General features: G+C 60.9%; 18 protein-coding genes and 1 pseudogene. 9 read left to right on the top strand and 10 right to left on the bottom strand.

Translation table 11 applies throughout. The features are described from left to right. Positions 1 to 3: 3 nt before the first annotated feature. Positions 4 to 357 (bottom strand): hypothetical protein, encoded by a 354-nt coding sequence (locus tag RF819_RS17385; RefSeq protein WP_143541750.1) that lies wholly within the window; start codon positions 355 to 357, stop codon positions 4 to 6. Here RF819_RS17385 and RF819_RS21120 point away from each other — a divergent pair. Then, positions 356 to 601 carry a hypothetical protein gene (locus RF819_RS21120; protein ID WP_143541749.1) on the top strand — a complete coding sequence of 82 codons (246 nt, stop codon included), beginning with the start codon at positions 356 to 358 and terminating at the stop codon, positions 599 to 601. The genes RF819_RS17385 and RF819_RS21120 overlap by 2 nt on opposite strands. A gap of 230 nt (positions 602 to 831) precedes the next feature. Here the strand turns inward: RF819_RS21120 and RF819_RS17380 are convergent, their stop codons facing one another. The 8 genes and pseudogenes from RF819_RS17380 to RF819_RS17345 form a co-directional block, all read right to left on the bottom strand. Next, complete coding sequence (locus RF819_RS17380) at positions 832 to 1,131, bottom strand: FeoC-like transcriptional regulator (RefSeq protein ID WP_078366136.1); 300 nt, start codon at positions 1,129 to 1,131, stop codon at positions 832 to 834. An 18-nt stretch (positions 1,132 to 1,149) separates the two neighbouring features. Next, on the bottom strand, positions 1,150 to 3,489 hold the full coding sequence (gene feoB, locus RF819_RS17375) for a Fe(2+) transporter permease subunit FeoB (protein WP_078366135.1): 2,340 nt from the start codon (positions 3,487 to 3,489) through the stop codon (positions 1,150 to 1,152). After that, entirely contained in the window at positions 3,486 to 3,719 is a 234-nt protein-coding gene (locus RF819_RS17370; protein WP_078366134.1) for a FeoA family protein, read from the bottom strand. Before RF819_RS17370 ends, feoB begins: the two co-directional genes overlap by 4 nt. 36 nt (positions 3,720 to 3,755) lie before the next feature. Further along, on the bottom strand, positions 3,756 to 4,094 hold the full coding sequence (locus RF819_RS17365; protein ID WP_078367026.1) for a FeoA family protein: 339 nt from the start codon (positions 4,092 to 4,094) through the stop codon (positions 3,756 to 3,758). A 153-nt stretch (positions 4,095 to 4,247) separates the two neighbouring features. Then, positions 4,248 to 5,456, bottom strand: coding sequence for a DUF1513 domain-containing protein (locus tag RF819_RS17360; RefSeq protein ID WP_158081307.1), 1,209 nt, complete (start codon positions 5,454 to 5,456; stop codon positions 4,248 to 4,250). Between the two features lie 7 nt (positions 5,457 to 5,463). Continuing rightward, positions 5,464 to 6,672 carry an imelysin family protein gene (locus tag RF819_RS17355; protein ID WP_143541748.1) on the bottom strand — a complete coding sequence of 403 codons (1,209 nt, stop codon included), beginning with the start codon at positions 6,670 to 6,672 and terminating at the stop codon, positions 5,464 to 5,466. 54 nt (positions 6,673 to 6,726) lie between these two features. Beyond that, positions 6,727 to 8,199 (bottom strand): di-heme oxidoreductase family protein, encoded by a 1,473-nt coding sequence (locus tag RF819_RS17350; RefSeq protein WP_078366131.1) that lies wholly within the window; start codon positions 8,197 to 8,199, stop codon positions 6,727 to 6,729. A 317-nt stretch (positions 8,200 to 8,516) separates the two neighbouring features. Beyond that, a pseudogene (locus tag RF819_RS17345) lies at positions 8,517 to 8,660 on the bottom strand (DUF2149 domain-containing protein); the annotation flags it as partial. 92 nt (positions 8,661 to 8,752) lie between these two features. On the opposite strand from RF819_RS17345, the gene RF819_RS17340 reads away from it, so the two are divergent. Next, entirely contained in the window at positions 8,753 to 9,094 is a 342-nt protein-coding gene (locus RF819_RS17340) for a c-type cytochrome (protein WP_200224555.1), read from the top strand. A gap of 174 nt (positions 9,095 to 9,268) precedes the next feature. Here RF819_RS17340 and RF819_RS17335 read toward each other — a convergent pair whose 3' ends face one another. Beyond that, complete coding sequence (locus tag RF819_RS17335) at positions 9,269 to 10,474, bottom strand: imelysin family protein (RefSeq protein WP_078366129.1); 1,206 nt, start codon at positions 10,472 to 10,474, stop codon at positions 9,269 to 9,271. A 318-nt stretch (positions 10,475 to 10,792) separates the two neighbouring features. Here RF819_RS17335 and RF819_RS17330 point away from each other — a divergent pair, with 318 nt between their 5' ends. The 7 genes from RF819_RS17330 to RF819_RS17300 all read left to right on the top strand — a co-directional run bounded on the left by RF819_RS17330 (position 10,793) and on the right by RF819_RS17300 (position 17,017). Then, on the top strand, positions 10,793 to 12,982 hold the full coding sequence (locus RF819_RS17330) for a TonB-dependent receptor (RefSeq protein ID WP_244899928.1): 2,190 nt from the start codon (positions 10,793 to 10,795) through the stop codon (positions 12,980 to 12,982). Positions 12,983 to 12,987: 5 nt separating this feature from the next. Further along, positions 12,988 to 13,668 (top strand): Fe2+-dependent dioxygenase, encoded by a 681-nt coding sequence (locus tag RF819_RS17325; protein ID WP_078366127.1) that lies wholly within the window; start codon positions 12,988 to 12,990, stop codon positions 13,666 to 13,668. Then, positions 13,665 to 14,816, top strand: coding sequence for an alpha-hydroxy acid oxidase (locus RF819_RS17320; protein WP_078366126.1), 1,152 nt, complete (start codon positions 13,665 to 13,667; stop codon positions 14,814 to 14,816). The genes RF819_RS17325 and RF819_RS17320 overlap by 4 nt, the downstream gene beginning before the upstream one ends. 194 nt (positions 14,817 to 15,010) lie before the next feature. Beyond that, entirely contained in the window at positions 15,011 to 15,655 is a 645-nt protein-coding gene (locus RF819_RS17315) for an energy transducer TonB (RefSeq protein WP_078366125.1), read from the top strand. Positions 15,656 to 15,678: 23 nt separating this feature from the next. Then, on the top strand, positions 15,679 to 16,395 hold the full coding sequence (locus tag RF819_RS17310) for a MotA/TolQ/ExbB proton channel family protein (protein WP_078366124.1): 717 nt from the start codon (positions 15,679 to 15,681) through the stop codon (positions 16,393 to 16,395). A 2-nt stretch (positions 16,396 to 16,397) separates the two neighbouring features. Then, complete coding sequence (locus tag RF819_RS17305; protein WP_078366123.1) at positions 16,398 to 16,808, top strand: ExbD/TolR family protein; 411 nt, start codon at positions 16,398 to 16,400, stop codon at positions 16,806 to 16,808. After that, positions 16,808 to 17,017 carry a hemin uptake protein HemP gene (locus RF819_RS17300; RefSeq protein ID WP_078366122.1) on the top strand — a complete coding sequence of 70 codons (210 nt, stop codon included), beginning with the start codon at positions 16,808 to 16,810 and terminating at the stop codon, positions 17,015 to 17,017. Before RF819_RS17305 ends, RF819_RS17300 begins: the two co-directional genes overlap by 1 nt. Positions 17,018 to 17,050: the final 33 nt, after the last annotated feature.

Genomic DNA, 17,050 nt, shown 5'->3' with positions numbered 1-17,050 from the left:
ACTTCAGTGCCAACGTGCAGCTGTCGGCAACTGGATGCTGAGACAGCCTGCACGTAAAGCGCGTTCAATGGCAGGATGCCAGCCGTTTTCTGACAGATGAACCAGCAGCGCCCTGTGCGTGATGCGCACATGCCAGAGCGCAGCCTGTGACCAATCTCGATCTGTTGTTGCGTCAGCAATGAACAACAGCAGTTTCTGGTGGATGTCTGCCAGTGTTTCTGCCACTTGGTCCATGTCCCCTTCGGCATAGAGCAAATCGGCCAATTGCAGGTGCTGGTTGACCAAGTTGGCCAGGCATTCTTCGGCGCCAGACGTTCGGTGGGCGCTTGGGCCATGGTGTGCCGTTTGCCAGGCCATGTGGCAACGCCTGAACGCCAGGCTGATCTCACCCTGGCTGTCTGCCAAACCGCCTGGAGGCAAGGGCACTGGCCAAGTTGCCAAGCTTTTCAATGAGGTGCGATCTGATGGCGCTGATGGGCGCAGTGGCAAGCTTGACATCGTGAGTCCTCTCAAGAAAAAGGTCTGGGAACTGTGGCTTCTTTGCTTAGTTAATGATAACTATTCTTATTTAAAACGCAAGTTTTATCTTGAGCGCTATTGAAACTTTGGCGTTGTTTGAGGCTGAACTCGCCGATGCTGTAAAAGAGGGTGAGCGCAGTCACTGAGCGATCTCTGCGTGAGACATCGCTCAGCACTTCAATGCTTGGGGGAATGCTCGGTGCGCAATGCACCCCATCGCATGTTGGGAGGCTGCAAGGGGGCTGGAACATCCTGCAGCAGACCAAGAGGGTGGACCTGAGGATGGTGTGTCTCACACCATCTTGGAGCAGGTCAGCCGTGGCTGGCGCAGGTCTGGATCGGGATGCTCGGGGTCGCCAGCCCATTTGGCGTGGACAGATCGGCTGGGGCCGAGCCTGTCCACTCATAAATTTCCACGGTGCCAGGCTGGCATTTGCCGCAGCCACCGCTGCAGGGGGTGCCACTGGGCAGACGGCTGACCCGGCCCTTGCGTTCGAGCATGCCCAGCATGTTGCGCAGGGCCTCTGCATCGGTGTCCAGCCCGAGCGCCATGTCGTGCAGACTGGCGCGCCGGTGTTGCTGCAAATAGGCACTCAGGCGTGAAATGATCATGGTCTTGTCTCCGTTGGTTCAGGCCGTGCGTGGACTGGTCAGCGTTGGGCCGGACTTGCCGGGATCGCGCCCCAGGTAGCGCATGACTGCCAGCACCACCGCAAACACCACCAATACACCACTGATCCAGGCCAGCGAGACACCAGGGTGACGCTCGTAGATGGCAGCCTGGTAGGCAATGGTGGACAGGCCATAGGCCATACCGGTGGTCCAGGCAGCCACAAACAGGGTCCAGCGGGTGCCACTTTCCTGGTACACCACCGCAATGGCTGCGGTGCAGGGGAAATACAGCAAAATGAACAACAGGTAGGCAAACGCACCGGCAGCACCGTCAAAACGCGCGGCCATGGCACCAAAGGTGGCCACCGACACCTCTTGCTCCTCTGCTACAGCGGCCTGATCGCTGACATCACCAATGTCCAAGCCCAGTGGGTCAGCCCATTTGCCCAGCGCCTCACTCAGATTGGTGGGCACGGTGTCCCAGGCGGCGGCCAGACCACCCAGCATGTCATAAGGTTCGGCCTCTTCAGGCTCATCACCCGCCGCTTTGGCATCACTTTCAGCCAAGGCGCTGTAGGCAGCATTGAGTGTGCCCACGACCGCTTCCTTGGCCAACACCCCGGTGAAGATACCCACGGCAGCGGGCCAGTTGTCAGCGTTCAGACCCAGCGGTGCAAAGGCCGGGGCAATGGTGCGGCCGACTTCGGCCAGGGCCGACTTGTCGCTGTCTTCGTTGCCAAAGCTGCCATCGGTGCCCACCGCGTTGAGGAAGTTGAGCACCAGCACCATCGGCACCACAATGCGCCCGGCCTTGACGATGAAGGCCTTGAGCCGGTCCCAGGTGTGGTGCAGGATGCCTTTGAGTGTGGGCAAGTGGTAGGGCGGCAATTCCATGATGAACGGTGCCACATCACCCTGTAGCAGCGAGTTTTTCAGGATCAAGCCGGTCAACACGGCCACCGCAATACCAATCAGGTACAGGCCAAACACCACGTTTTGCGCGTTGCTCGGGAAAAACGCCGCCGCAAACAAAACGTAGACCGGCAATCGTGCGCCGCAAGACATGAACGGTGCCATGGCAATCGTCAACAAGCGGTCACGCCGGTTCTCCAACGTGCGGGTGGCCATGACGGCTGGCACATTGCAGCCAAAACCCACAATCAACGGCACAAAGGACTTGCCCGGCAGCCCGACCCAGCGCATGAAGCGGTCCATCACAAAAGCGGCGCGCGCCATGTAACCCGAGTCTTCCAGCACCGACAGGAACAGGTACAAAAAGCCAATCACCGGGATGAAGGTTGCCACTGTCTGGATACCACCGCCGATGCCCTTGGCGATCAGCACGATCAGCCATTCTGGTGAACCCAGCTGGGTCATCAGCTCGGTGGTGCCATCCACCAGCACCACCTTGGCGGCTTCGTCAAAGAAGTCGATGAAAGCGCCGCCGATGTTGATGGTGAACAAAAACATCAGGTACATCAGCACCAGGAAAATCGGGATGCCCAGCGCCCGGTGCAAGACCACGCGGTCAATCCGCGCAGAGGTGTCACGGGTGAGTTTGCTGGTGGTTTTGACCGCTGTCTGCGCGACCCGGTTGGCCAGGCCATAACGTGCGTCGGCCACCAGGATGTCCAGGTCCTCACCCAGCATCGCCGCAAACTCGCGGGCCTGCGCCGCAATCTCCGGTCCAGCGGTTTTTTGCGCCAGATCGTCGCCGCTGAGCAGTTGTACCGCCAACCATTGCGCGCGGGCAGGCAATTTGCCAGGCAGGGCACTGATCTTGCGCGCGAGCTCATCCACGGCACGTTGCAGCGCGTCTGAATACACCACCTGGGCGCTGGCGCGGGGCTGCTGTTGTGCTGCCTGGCTGATGGCCGTCTTGAGCTCGGTGATGCCGCTGCCCTTGCTGGCCACCACCGGCAGCACCGGACAGCCCAGTTGTTCGGCCAGTTTGGCCGCGTTGACCTGCATGCCTTTGGCCGCAGCCATGTCGGTCATGTTGAGTACCAGCAGCAGCGGCACACCCATCTCTATCAACTGGGTGGTGAGGTAGAGGTTGCGCTCCAGGTTGGCCGCATCAACGATGTTGACCACCAGGTTGGCCTCGCCGCTGTGCACGTAGTCGCGGGCGACCCGCTCATCAAGTGACACCTCGCCGTCCACCACATCGAGTGAATAGGTGCCAGGCAGGTCAATCACCTCAATCTCGGTGCTGCCAAGTTTGTAGGAGCCGCTCTTTTTCTCGACGGTGACACCAGGCCAGTTGCCCACATGTTGGCGTGAGCCGGTCAGGGCATTGAACAGGGTGGTTTTGCCGCAATTGGGGTTGCCCACCAGGGCCAAAGTAAATTGTGTCATGCCAGTTTCTCCACCAACAAGGCCTTGGCCTCGTCCTTGCGCAATGACAGGGCAAAGCCGCGCAGCCGGATCTCCACCGGGTCGCCCAAGGGGGCCAGCCGGGTCAGGCTGATCGACACACCAGGGGTGATACCCATCGACAGCAGTTTGCGGCGGTAGCTGGCGCCGCCCTCGCCATAACCCAATATCCGGGCGGTATCACCGACCTGCAGGTCGCTCAAGCTTGTCATTGTTTCTGCTCCTAAAAATGAAAAATCGCCAGGGGTTCAGACGGCAGCCACCAGCACCCGGTGCGCCAATCCCGCACCCAGGGCATACCGGCTCTCACCACGCTGCACCACCAAACCGCCACCTTGTTGCTGCACCACACGGATTTCTGCACCCACGTTGAGTCCGATCTCGGTCATGCGCCGGTCCATGCCGCTGCCACGCAAGGCCGCCACCCGCAGCAACTGGCCCGGTGTGGCCATGCTCAACGGGAAGGTGGCTTGGGCGCGGCTGCTGCTGGTGTGCGTTGCCTGGCCCGCATCTGCCGACGTTGTCCCGTTGGACGCGGGCTGGAACAGGGCGGCATCGTTGCCTGACAGGGCGCTGGAAGTGAACATGGTGCTTTCACGGGCTGGTGGAATGACTGGCATATTAATAGGAATGATTCGCATTGTTTGTGACAAAGATCAAACAAGCCACAACTATTGACCCGGCTCAAGGTGGTTGGGGGCCCGTGCCGGGCACCCTGCTCAAAGCTGCTGTTTGAGCGATCAGACGTGGAGCCAGTGGTTGTCGACCCGCCCGCTGGCCCAGGGGTGCAACTGGCCGGGCAGGGTGGTGTTGGCCTGATTGACCTCTGCCCCGGTGGCCACACGCATCACACCCGCACGCCCACCAACCCAGATTGAATTAGCGTCTACCGCCAGGGCACCGGCCTCGGCCAGGGGGGTGCTGCCCAGATACTGGCCATCCAATGCATACCGAGCCACCACTTGACCCCGCGTGGCGCTGACCAGAAACTGCGCCTGGGGGCCCCGCCCGGCCACGGTGACGTCCCCGCCATAACCCGCGAGGGCCGGTTGGCCTGTGGCCAGAGACAAGGCGCCTTCGGCTTGATCGGCCCAGCTCAGCCGGGCCAACAGCGGAGCGGCGGCTTTGAGGGCTGGGTCGTCATGCTCGGCCTGCAAGGCAATGCCCAGGGTGGGTGTGCTGCTGGCTTGGCTGGGGTCGGGCAGCGCCCAGGCCAGGTGGCGCAGGCTCAGGCGTGGGTCTGGCAGACGCCATTGGCCCAGCCGCTCACCCGTGTCGGGGTGCAGGCAGCAGATGCTGGGGTCCATCTGCTGCAGCTGGCGTTTGACACGCCCGGTTTCGACGCTGGTGTCGATGCCGCCATTGGCGACAAACAACATGCCAGCCAGAGGATGTGTCTTTGCTATTGATTGAGTAGCTGGTAGACCAAGTAAAGCATGGGGATCCAGCCCAAAAGTCTTGTGTTCGGTCTGCAACTCCAGGGTCTTTGCGTTGCGCACTCCCAGCAGGCCCTGGCCGTTGTTGGTGTCGATTTCGGTGGTGTAGATGCGCAAGCCGTCTGAACTCACCAGCACATGGCCGCTGAACACCCGGTCACTGGCTTGCCACAACCACTGGGCGGGTTGGCCGGGCGTCAGTCGGATCAGCCAGTCGCCCGGGCGGCGTGCGGCCACCAGCAGGCTGCCGTCGGGCAGCAGGGCCAGGCCGTGGCCCCGTGTAGGCAGTTCCAACTGGTGCAGCGTTGTCAGTTGGCCGCTGGCATCGAGCTGCAACCAACCGGCGTAATGCTGGCTCTGTGGGCTGTCCCAGCAGGCGGCAAAACGCTGCCCGCTGGGGCGCTTGTGTGCTGTGTGGCTGGCCGTGGCGCCAAGTGCTGACCCCAGCGGCAGCAGTGTCAGGGCGCTCAGTCCCAGGCTTTGCAAGGCGGCGCGGCGTGTCAGCGTCTGCATGAGCGGTTTAATCCCCATCGGCATCGGAGAAGCCCAGCGCAATGTCGAGGGCACTGGCCACCTCGTTCTGGAACAAGACGGTGATGGCTTTGAGTGCGGCGGTCAGCGCCAGCAGCTCACGCTGCTCGGCTGCACGCGAGCTGGCCTGTGCGGGTAGCTGGTCAATGCGGGTGTTGACCGCATCCAGCGCCTGGGCCCAGCGCTGGGCCAGCGCGATCTGGCCCTGGCCCAGCAGCAGTGCCTCAATCGGCACCAGCGCCTGGCCTGGTGTGGGTGGCTGGGTCCGTTGTGCCTCGCTCAGCCGTCCTTGGGCCAGCAGGCTATGCCACTGGGCGCGCCAGCCTGCCAGATTGGTCTCGCGCCCCATGCGGGCGAATTGCGGCGTGCTGTTTTTGCGTGTCTCACCCAGGGTTTGCGCGGTTTTGAGGGGTTTCTCCAGGTGGGCCCAGCGCAGGCGCTCCAGCCCGCCCAGCCATTGGTTGACCCACTCGGCCATCGCGATGGCCGTGTCGTCCGGGGTCTGCTCCCAGTCTTTGGCCGCCCAGGTGGCCAGTTCCGCACCCAGCTCCGTGGCCTCGACCTGCACACCCTGCGCCAGCAGGCCCAGGTAGCGGCAGCTGGCCACAGAAGGGGCGATCGACCCGCTGCGTTGGCCTGCTGCCACTGGCCGCCAGGGCGTCATCATCAGCTCCATGGCGGGCAAACCTTTGGCGAGGGTGCCCACGGTTTCCATGTCGGCCAGGGTCTGCGGCGCTTTGGCCAGCGCTTTGGTCAGCAGCTCCGGGCGGGTTGGCCAGAAGTCGATCTGGCGTTGTGAGCGGCGGGTCAACATCGGTCCGACCGCCGGGGTGGACAGGCTTTCCCAGGCCAGCATGGTGTGTTGCCATTGGGTGTGCAAGCGGGTCCAGGCGGCTTGCCGGGCAGGCAACGGAGTCCCAGGTGTGGGCAAGCTCTGGCAATACTGCTGGGTGGCAGTCACCAGGGCGTCTGCCTCGGCGGCAAAGCGCTGTGACAGCGGTGGTAAATGTTGGCTGTACAGGCCTTGCATCACCTCGGCGGGGGAATACATGGGCATCAGTACCTGGGTGGCTGATGGTGTGGCTGCGTGGCTGGCCACGGTCAGCAGGGCGCTGCCGAGTGCCAGCGCCAGTCTGCGCACAGGCCCGCTGCCTGGTGTCAAGGGCAGACCTTGATGGGGTGTGGTTTGATGCGTCAAATTGGCCTCCAGCCCTTTTTCAAAAAGGGGATATAGCTCTGAAATAAAGAGCATTTAGAGCGATTCCACAAACTTCACCAGCGCCGCACGTTGGGCACGGCTCATTTGCAGCACCTGCTGTTGCGCTGCCTGCGCCTCGCCGCCATGCCACAACACCGCTTCGAGCACCCCGTTGGCCCGGCCATCGTGCAACAGCCGGGTGTGGCCGTTGACCGCCTGGATCAGGCCGATGCCCCACAGCGCCGGGGTTTTCCACTGGCTGCCACTGGCGGCAAAGTCGGGCCGGCCGTCGGCCAGGCCCGGACCCATGTCGTGCAGCAGCAAGTCGGTATAGGGCCAGATGGTTTGGCCGTTGAGGGTCGGGCTGCTCATGCTGGGGTTGGGCCCCTGGTGGGTGGTGTAACTCGGGCGGTGGCAGCTGGCGCAACCGGCCTGCTCAAACAGCGCTTGGCCTTGGCGCACCTGCGGGTCCTTGATCTGGCGTCGTGCCACCGGAGCCAGCACCGCCTGGTAAAACACCACGTCTTCGAGCGTGGGCTGGTCGATCTCAAAAGCGCCACCGTGGCCACCACTGCTTGCCTGCAAACAATCTTTCTGAACCGGTGTGCAGCCCTCACCGGGTGCCCAGACCGAGGTGATGCCGATGTCACCTCGGAAGGCGCCCGCCGTCTGGTGGGCGATGCTGGCCACATTGGCCTTCCAGCCGAAGCGTCCTACCATTTCTTTTTGCGCCACCGCGTCCCACACCCGGTTGACCTGGCCTTTGATGGGGCCGGGGCTGGCCGCCTGGTCAGCGGCGTTTTGCAGGATGTCGGCCTCGGCAATCGCCTCCAGCAGGCCAATGCCCATCAACTGGGGCGCCACACGCGGGCTGACCAGTACCTTGGGGGACATCGGGCCATAGGCCAGTTGCCTGAAACCATACACAGGCTGCTGCAGGGTGTAGCGGCTGCCGTCGGCAAAACGGCCACGCACGGGTGTGGTGCGCAGCGTGACCTCACCCTCGGGGCGCACACCTTGCACGGCGGCATTGTTGAACTGGCCGCCATAGGTCGGCTCGGGCAAAACACCCTCGTGCGGGTCGGCCACACCGGGCACCGACAGGCGCATGAGTAGCCCCACCGGCTGCTCATGACGACCACCTTTGACCTCGGGCGGTCGGCCGCGGCCATCGAGCGCGTGGCATCCGCCGCAGGAGCGTGCGATGAAATGCGGGCCCAGACCGTCACGTACCTTGGTGGAGGCGGGCGCCTCGACCCAATTGCGTTTAAAAAACGAGTTGCCAATCGCAAAACGGGTGCGTTCCTCGTCGCTCAGGTTGGCGGCGGGCAGAGAGAACGCGTTTTTGCCATCCACCCACACGGTGGTGGCACCACCCGTGAGTTCTCCGGGGGGCGGGCTCGTCTCGGCCGCGTGCAGGGGTGCAGCCAGCAGAAGCCCAAGCGTCGCCGTGAGTAGCAGAGGCTGGACCTCGGTGGTGAGTGGCCAGCGCGAGGCTGGAGCGGCGGAGGTTGGAGAAAGCGGCATGGGGACTGGCTTGGTGTTCTTCAAAATAAATAGCTGCTAGCCCTTTTTAAATAAGGGCTAGAGGCACTTTTGGCTTGTAACTCTGGCAGACCTGCACGGCGCCCGACCACGTGTCTGGTGTGACGGTGGGGCAGCAACGCAGGTTGTGAGATTTCATGCGGGTGGGTGTGATGAGGGTGACAAAGCTGTCTGCAGGCCACAACTGGCAAGAAGCGGCTTGGCCACAGTATACAAACAAGAACCGTTCTCATTGAAGGCAATGCCAGGTTGCTCAGCAAGACCAGGCACCGCCACCCAGCCGCTTGTCAACCCGAGGCTTACTCCGGCACGTAGACGATGCCGCCGTCCTTCATCCGGTAGGCGGTGCCAGCCTTGGCGCCTTCACCCTGACCGATCTGGCCGCTGGCTTTGTAGCGCTCGATCTTTTCGCCCTTTTTCACCATCATTTCCATGGTGGGTTTGTCTGCGCCGGCATGAGAATTATTCGCATTTGAACTAAGATGCTTATCCGATGCTCAGACGGAGCGTTTTCTTTCATGAATGGAGACACACAATGAAGTCAATCAAGCTATCTCTGTTGCTTGGTGCTGGTCTGCTGTTGGCGGGTGCAGCCCAGGCAGACGAGGTCCTGGCCAAAGCCAAGGGTTGCCTGGCCTGCCACACGGTCGAAGCCAAGGTGCTGGGGCCGGCCTACAAGGCGGTGGCCAAAAAATACAAAGGTAAAAAGGACGCCGAGGCCACGCTGGCGCAGCACATTCTCAAAGGCACACCAATGCCTGCGGGTATGGGTTGGCAAAAGGAAGGTCAGGCCAGCTTGCCGTTTATGCCGGCCAATGCGTCGGTGAGTCCGGCCGATGCCAGCAAACTGGCCAAGTGGATTCTCAGCCTTCAGTAGAAGCTATTGAACACCCGCCCATAAGCTGGCGCGGGTGTTGCTGAAGGCGTCAGGGCAGCTGCACCCGCTTGTCGGTGCAGGCATATTAAAACAATAGCTCTCAGCCCTTATGGAATAAGGGCTAGAGGCCAATTTCTTACATATAGTCCGGCCACGATGGTAACCGGGCCTGTATCACGGCTCGACCAAGGTCAGCTTTTTGATGCCCACCGCACTGGCGGCAGCGACCAGGTCTTTGCTTTGCTGGGTCAGGCTGGCGATGGTTTTCTGGATACGCTGGCGGCCCGGTGCGTCTTTGGCGCCCATGATTTCGCGGTCAAACGGCGCCTGGATGGCCTCGGCAGCGGCTACCGACTGGGCGATTTGTTGTGAGGTTTTTTCGGCCAGTGCCGGGTCAGTCAACGCCGTCAGGTCGCGTAACGAGGGGCCGCTGACCACGCTGCCGTCCAGGCGTTTGTAGCTGCCCAGCCAGACGTTCTGGATGCCTTTGGCATTGGTGACCGCGTCACGGTGGGTGTTGTCAGAGAAGCAGGAGTGTTCGTCTTCCTGGTCCTGGCTGTTGAGTGCCACCTCGAGTCGTTCACCAGCGAGTTCACCACGTGACAGTGAACCCAGACCAACCAGCATCTTGCGCACCGACTCCTTGCCACCTTTCTCGAACTTGGCGCGGTAGTTGTTTTTGACATCGGGCGCCCAGGCCTTGACCAGGTTGGCGCTGTCATCCACCAGCAGGTCCATCACGGTTTTCAGATACAGCCGACGGCGTTCGGCATTGGGGGCTTTGCCATCCACAAAATCCTCAAAACTGCGTGCACCCGGGCCAGTTTCTGACAAGTCCTGACCCCACAGGAAGAACTCGACCGCATGCCAGCCGGTGGCAATGTTCTCTTCACCACCACGCTCGTTCTGGGCGATCAGGTTTTTGCGGTTGATGACAAATTTTTTGTTGTTGATCAGGCCCGCGTTGGGTTTGTCATTGACCGAGTCCACAAAGGACTCATCCATCGGCCAGGCGTTCATACGGCCTTCCGGGCCACTGTCGCTGTCGATCGGGCCCCCGTAAAAACGGAAAGCCTCGGTTTGGCCATAAGCCTCACGGGCGTTCAGCCAGGATTGTTTGGCGGCATCTTGCGTGGCGCTGGAGGGATTGGCCAAAAAGCTGTTGACGGCGGTTTGCAGTGCGACGGCTGCCTGGTGCACGTCCTGGTAGTTGGCGTGCACCAGTGTGGCGTATTGCGTCACCACGGCGGCGTGGGTCACGCTGGATTGGTTGCTGGTCGCGGCGACCGAGGTCTGGGCTGATGCGCTTGGCAAGAGCGCGGGCACGGTCAAAGAACCGAGAGCGAGGGCGGTTGCCAGAGACAGGGAGTGAAGTTTCATGAGGATCCTTGTGGTGAGTGAACAACGTATGATATTTCACAATAAGAACGATTCGTATTTATGATAGACTAAATTTTCGGCGGCCGCCTTCATCCCCCTGCGGCCAGCCCTCACCAGCCAGTCAAGCCACGTCACCGTCTGCGGTGCCTGTGTCCTAGCCAGCCAACACCCCACCAGGTATCACACGCTATGACACAACCACATCCAAAAATTTCTGATAAAAAGCCTGTAGCCCTTATGGTAAAAGGGTGTAACGCTACTAAAGCAATAGTTAATCCGCAGCTTCTGCCCATTGGTGCCATGTTGTTGGCGGGTTCCATGAGTGCGCTGGCGCAGGAAACCACCACGGCCTATGACAAAACCCTCAAGCCGGTGGTGGTCAAGGAGAAGGCGCAGGCGCCTGAAGGTCGTGACTCGGTTCGCGCCACCCAGACCACCATCGGCAAGGGTGTGCAACAACTGCGCGACATTCCCCAGTCGGTCACCGTGGTGACCGAGCGGTTGATTGATGAGCGCAATCTGGACACCGTCAAAGAGGCTTTGAAAGTGACTGCTGGCATCTCGTTCCAGGCGGCGGAGGGCGGTGAGGAAGACATCAAGCTGCGCGGTTTTTCGCTGGCCTCGACCGGTGACATTTTTGTGGATGGCATGCGTGACCCGGCTTTTTACGAGCGTGACACCTTCAGTCTGGATCGTATGGAGGTGATGCGTGGCTCCGCCTCAATGCTATTTGGCCGTGGTTCCACCGGTGGCGCAGTGAACTTGGTCAACAAGGCGCCGACCCTGTTTGGTGACAACCAGGTGGATGTGACCGTGGGTAGCCACAACCACCGCCGTGTGGTGGGCGACTTCAACATCCAGACGGCCGACGATGCCGCCTTGCGCATCAACACCATGGTCACCGAAGCCGACAACAACGGCGCGGGCAGCAGTCTGGACAAGAAGGGTATTTCAGCCACCTACCGCTGGAACATTGGTGAAAAAGACGAGTTCTCGGCCAGCCTTTACCACCTGGACAACAACAATGGCATGAACTACGGCATGCCGTGGATTCGACCGACTGCGTCATCCCCTACCAGCGCTACCACCACCTTGCCGCTGGACCCGACCGCGTATTACGGCATGGCCAGCGACTACAACGCGGGCACCGCCACCACCGGCACCTTCACCCACACGCACCGTTTTGATGCCGACAGCACGCTCAAAACCCAGATTCGCAAGGGTGAATACACGCGCGATCAGCGGGCGGGTACGGTGCGCTTGTGTCAGGGCAGCACCAACCAGGCAGGTGTTTACACCCCTAACGCGGCTTGCCCGACGGTGACCAATGCCAACCTGAGTAATTTCAGCAATGCCACCGTGTTGACGCGTGGCACCCAGCTGAAGATTCAGGACATGGACACCCTGTATGCCCAAAGTGATTACCAGACCAAGTTCAAGGCCTGGGGTTTGGAGCATGAGCTGCTGACCGGGGTTGATGTGGCGCGTGAAACCAAGACGGTCTACGGTGCCCGCTCGGCCACGCAGGGTGGTGTGGTGCCAACCAAACCCACCACCACCGTGGGGACACCCAACGATGGTGCCTGGGTGAATGAGTCTTCTCGTGTGCTGCGTACAACCAGTGACTACACCTCCAGTGGATGGGGTGCCTACATGCAGGACTTGGTTGAAGTAGTGCCACACTGGAAAGTGCTGGCCGGGCTGCGGTTTGACCATCTGAGTGGCGATTACACCAGTTACAACCTGTCCAACACCAACGTGGCTTCGCAAGCCAGTTATCAGATGAAGGTGTCTGAACTGAGCAAACGCGTGGGTGTGTTGTACCAACCCAATGATCTGCATTCCTACCACTTCTCGGCAGCGACCTCGTTCAACACTTCCGGTGATGCCTATTCGCTGGGGGCAACCAATGCCAATATCCCGCCCGAGCAAAGTGTCAACATCGAGTTGGGTGCCAAACTCGACACCGAAGACCAGCGCTTTACCACCCGGGTTGCGGTGTTTCGCTCCACCAAGCTGCATGAACGCAACACCGACCCGTTGGTGAATCTGGTCACGCTGTCGGGCAAACGCCATGTGGCCGGGGCTGAAATTGATATTGCTGGCAGGCTCACACCGCAGTGGGAAATTTATGCCTCGTACATGTGGATGCCGGTGGCGAAGATTGACGTCGGTGTGGCGGGCTCGGAAGGTCAGGGCACACGCCCCTCCAACACGCCTTACCACAGTGGCTCGTTCTGGAACACCTACCAGCTCAACGCCCAGTGGCGTGTGGGTGCTGGCATCAACTTCCGTGGCCGTCAGACACCGATCCGTAACCCGGGCTGGGAAGTGCCCAGCTGGGTCACGGCGGATGTGATGGCCGAGTACAAGATGAACGAGAAGGTCACTCTCAAGGCCAGTGTCAGCAACATCACCAACAAGTTGTACGCTGACCAGCTGTACTCGGGGCATTACATCCCCGGTGCGGGCCGCTTGGTGCAAGTCACGGGCAGTTTCAAGTTCTGAGCACCATGTTGTTGACGCTGCCTCATATCCTGACGCCTGACGAGGTCAACAAGGTGAGCGAGCTGCTGGCCAGCGCGCCCTGGGGGGACGGGCGCGCCAGCGCGGGTGAGCAAGCGGCGCTGGTCAAAAACAACCAGCAGTTGCCACACGATTGCGAGGCCGCGCAGCAGATACGGGCTTTGGTGCTGCGCGGCTTAGACCGCAGCAGCACTTTTTTCTCGGCGGCTTTGCCCAAACGGGTGTTCACACCCCGTGTCAACCGTTATGGTGGTGACGCCAACTACTACGGTAAGCACATTGACAACGCCATCCGCGCGCTGCCCAATGGTCAGAAGGTGCGCACCGATGTGTCATGCACGGTGTTTCTGAACGACCCGCACGATTACGACGGTGGTGAACTCACCATTGCCGACACCTATGGTGAACAAACGGTGAAGCTGCCCGCAGGGCACGCGGTGCTGTATCCGGGCACCAGCCTGCATCAGGTCAAACCGGTCACACGTGGCCACCGGGTGGCCTGCTTTTTGTGGATCGAGAGCATGGTGCGCAGTGATGAACAGCGTCGTCTGTTGTTTGAGCTGGACATGAACCTGCTGCGCCTGCGCCAGCAACATGGTGAAAGTGACGAAACCACCGCGCTCACCGGGGTCTACCACAACCTGCTGCGCGGCTGGGCGGACACATGAGTGAACAAACGCCTGCGCTGGCAGGGTTGCCTGCGGGTGTGGTGAGTCTGGCAGACCACGAGGCTTTGGCGCGCAGTCGACTCGATGCCAATGCTTGGGCTTATTTCAGCGGTGGTGCTGCTGACGAGTTGAGCTTGCAAGCCAATGTGGTCGCGTGGCAACAACAGCTGCTGCAACCCCGGGTTTTGCGTGATCTGAGTGGCGCACATACCCGGGTGGCCTTGCTGGGGCGCACCTTGGCACACCCGATTTTTTTGGCCCCGGTGGCCTACCAGCGTATGGCGCACCCGGACGGCGAAGTCGCTACCGCCTGTGCCGCTTCGGCCCAGCAGGCGGGTTTGGTGCTGAGTACCCAGGCCAGCATCCGGCTCGAAACCGTGGCCCAGGCGGTGGGGAGTGACCCGGAGCGTGGCCCCTTGTGGTTTCAGTTGTATCTGACGCCGGACCGGGCTTTTAACCGTGAACTGGTGCAGCGCGCCGAGCGGGCAGGGTATGAGGCGCTGGTGGTGACCGTGGATGCCCCGGTGAATGGCGCCCGTGACCGAGAGCGGCATGTCGGCTTTCGCCTGCCACCCGGCGTGTCGGCGGTGAATCTGGTCGGTTTGCCGCCCGTACCCCCCTCGACTCAAGTGCCGGGGCAAAGTGCTTTGTGTGGAGGCTTGTTACAAGTCGCCACAAGCTGGGCTGATATCGAGTGGCTGTTGTCCCAAACCAAATTACCGGTGTTGCTCAAAGGTGTGATGCACCCGGACGATGCACGCCAGGCGGTGCAACTGGGTGTGGCGGGCCTGGTGGTGTCCAACCACGGTGGGCGTACGCTGGACACGGCACCTACAACCGCTGCTGTGCTGCCGCGCATTCGCCAGGTGCTGGGCGCCGATGTGCCCCTGTTGGTGGATGGTGGCATTCGCCGTGGTACCGATGTGCTCAAAGCCGTGGCGTTGGGTGCCAACGCGGTGTTGATTGGTCGCCCCTACATCTATGGCCTGGCCAATGCCGGTGCTCTGGGTGTGGCGCACGTGCTGCGTTTGTTGCGTGATGAATTGGAAATGGCCATGGCTTTGTGTGGTTGCCCCCGTTTGGTGCCGGGCTGTGATTGCCTGTTCTCGACGGAGAGAGATGTGTCGGCTGCTTGGACAACCAAATAACAAGAAAATGCTTGATGGACGGCATGTAATGCGAATTACTCGTATTTATAATAAAGAATGTATTTACTTCGAAAGGGCTGTTTCATGAACACACTTTTCATTCTCGGGGGCAGTGCGGTCATGGTTTTTGTAGCGGCTGCCTGGGTTTTGCGCAAATGAGGTCTCTGACACAGCGACGCTCAACCTGGCTGTCGATGACGGCCACAGACCGGCGTCCTTTTGTGGTGGTGGCCTATGTTCTGGTGTTCCACGCCCTGGCGCTGTGGGCGCTGCAAAGTGGACTGTTGCGTCAGGCGGTCGAGATGGTGGTGCCGGTGCAGATGTTGAGTGAGTTCATTGAACCGCCTGCGCCCCGTGTGATGCCGCCTGCGCCGCCAGTGGTGGTCAAGCGACCAGTGACCCAGCCCAAAACCCCCGTTGTGCCACAAACACTGGCGGTACGGACCGACACCCCGGCGCCTGAGGCCTGGACAGTGCCGGTTGTACCTGTTGCACCACCGGCACCGATTGCTGCCCCGGTGGAGTCGCCGACACCCGCAGCGCCTGCGCCTGCGACCGTGGTCTTGCCTTCCAGTGATGCGGACTATCTGCAAAACCCCAAGCCGGTGTACCCCTTGGCCAGCAAACGCCGCGGCGAGCAGGGTTTGGTGATTCACAGTGTGCTGATTGGCACCGATGGTCTGCCGGTGAGTGCCCGATTGGTGAAGTCCAGTGGTTTTGATGCGCTGGATCAGGCCGCCTTGACCGCGGTGATGCGCTGGCGTTACATCCCGGGCAAACGCAACGGCGTGCCCACCACCATGTCTTTTAACGTGCCCATCAACTGGGTGCTTGAGTAGTTTTTTAATCAGGAGTGTTATCAATGGAATCGCAATTCGGCATCGTCAATGTCTGGACCCAGGGCGACTGGGTGACCAAGGGGGTGGCTGTGCTGTTGCTGCTGATGTCAATGGCCAGTTGGATCGTGATTGCACTCAAAACCTTGGACATCATCAAATACCGCAAGCAGGCCAGACAGGCGGCGGACTTCTGGCACAGCGAAGACTTTGCCGCTGCCTTGGACAAACTGGGCTCGGATCCGTCGGACCCGTTCCGCCAGATCGTTCTTGAAGGTCGGGAAGCTGCCGCACACCACCGCAACAGCAAGGTGCATCTGCATGACAGTCTGGATGTCAGCGACTGGGTAACACGTTGCCTGCGCAATGCCATGGATGAGATCACGGCACGCCTGCAGTCGGGCTTGGCGATTCTGGCGTCGGTGGGGTCAACCGCACCTTTTGTGGGTCTGTTTGGCACGGTGTGGGGCATCTACCATGCGCTCCTCAGCATTGGTATGTCGGGTCAGTCGACCATCGACAAGGTGGCGGGGCCAGTAGGTGAAGCCTTGATCATGACGGCCTTGGGCCTGGCGGTGGCGATTCCGGCGGTGCTGGGTTACAACGCCCTGGTGCGTGGCAACAAGGCAATCCTGAACAAGCTGGGCAGTTTTGCCCATGATCTGCACGCCTTCTTTGTTACGGGGGCACGGGTGAATTCGACCGGTGCCAGCAATGTTGTGGTGATGAAGAAGGGGGCCTGAGCATGGCTTTTGGAACCCAATCCGATGCCGACGATGTGATGAGCGAGATCAACATGACACCGCTGGTGGATGTCATGCTGGTGTTGCTGATTATTTTCATCATCACCATTCCGGTGATGAAGCACTCGGTCAATGTGGACTTGCCGGTGGCAGCCAACCAGCCGCAAGTGGTTTTGCCGCAGACCATTCGGCTCAGCGTGGACGCGCAGGGCCAGTACTACTGGAACGAAGCCCTGGTGAGTGAGTCTGCTTTGCCGGGTTTGTTGGAAACCGAGGCCGCGCGTGAGCCGCAACCCGAGTTGCACTTGCGGGGTGACAAGGCGGTGCGTTATGAACGTGTGGCGCAAGTGATGGCGGCCGCACAGCGGGCAGGCTTGCGGAAAATCGGTTTTGTCACGGAGCCTGGGCAGTGATGGCACAGCAGTCTGCTCACGAAACCCAGGCGGGGGTTGCCGTTCAGCCCTTGGCGGCACAGTCTGCCAACTTGCGTGGGCTGGCCTCGCCAGCGCCTGTGTCCAGCGCCGCAGTATTGCGTGGTTTCAGGTCGGTGCCGATCGAGCACGAGGGTGTGATTTACCGCCTGCAGGTCACCAAACTGGGCAAACTTATCCTGACCAAATAAGCCAGCACCAAACCCAGGCTCTCAACGGTCTGG

Origin of the sequence: Rhodoferax fermentans, from assembly GCF_002017865.1 — a bacterium.
Lineage (GTDB): Bacteria > Pseudomonadota > Gammaproteobacteria > Burkholderiales > Burkholderiaceae_C > Rhodoferax > Rhodoferax fermentans.
Note: the sequence above shows the minus strand (reverse complement) of the source record. Positions and strands in the feature narration are given on the sequence as shown.

Coding starts and splice junctions, on each gene's coding strand:
- RF819_RS21120 (WP_143541749.1), top strand. CDS start 356: ATGTGGCAACGCCTGAACGCCAGGCTGATCTCACCCTGGCTGTCTGCC.
- RF819_RS17385 (WP_143541750.1), bottom strand. CDS start 357: ATGGCCTGGCAAACGGCACACCATGGCCCAAGCGCCCACCGAACGTCT.
- RF819_RS17380 (WP_078366136.1), bottom strand. CDS start 1,131: ATGATCATTTCACGCCTGAGTGCCTATTTGCAGCAACACCGGCGCGCC.
- feoB (WP_078366135.1), bottom strand. CDS start 3,489: ATGACACAATTTACTTTGGCCCTGGTGGGCAACCCCAATTGCGGCAAA.
- RF819_RS17370 (WP_078366134.1), bottom strand. CDS start 3,719: ATGACAAGCTTGAGCGACCTGCAGGTCGGTGATACCGCCCGGATATTG.
- RF819_RS17365 (WP_078367026.1), bottom strand. CDS start 4,094: ATGTTCACTTCCAGCGCCCTGTCAGGCAACGATGCCGCCCTGTTCCAG.
- RF819_RS17360 (WP_158081307.1), bottom strand. CDS start 5,456: ATGCAGACGCTGACACGCCGCGCCGCCTTGCAAAGCCTGGGACTGAGC.
- RF819_RS17350 (WP_078366131.1), bottom strand. CDS start 8,199: ATGCCGCTTTCTCCAACCTCCGCCGCTCCAGCCTCGCGCTGGCCACTC.
- RF819_RS17340 (WP_200224555.1), top strand. CDS start 8,753: ATGAAGTCAATCAAGCTATCTCTGTTGCTTGGTGCTGGTCTGCTGTTG.
- RF819_RS17335 (WP_078366129.1), bottom strand. CDS start 10,474: ATGAAACTTCACTCCCTGTCTCTGGCAACCGCCCTCGCTCTCGGTTCT.
- RF819_RS17330 (WP_244899928.1), top strand. CDS start 10,793: ATGAGTGCGCTGGCGCAGGAAACCACCACGGCCTATGACAAAACCCTC.
- RF819_RS17325 (WP_078366127.1), top strand. CDS start 12,988: ATGTTGTTGACGCTGCCTCATATCCTGACGCCTGACGAGGTCAACAAG.
- RF819_RS17320 (WP_078366126.1), top strand. CDS start 13,665: ATGAGTGAACAAACGCCTGCGCTGGCAGGGTTGCCTGCGGGTGTGGTG.
- RF819_RS17315 (WP_078366125.1), top strand. CDS start 15,011: ATGACGGCCACAGACCGGCGTCCTTTTGTGGTGGTGGCCTATGTTCTG.
- RF819_RS17310 (WP_078366124.1), top strand. CDS start 15,679: ATGGAATCGCAATTCGGCATCGTCAATGTCTGGACCCAGGGCGACTGG.
- RF819_RS17305 (WP_078366123.1), top strand. CDS start 16,398: ATGGCTTTTGGAACCCAATCCGATGCCGACGATGTGATGAGCGAGATC.
- RF819_RS17300 (WP_078366122.1), top strand. CDS start 16,808: ATGGCACAGCAGTCTGCTCACGAAACCCAGGCGGGGGTTGCCGTTCAG.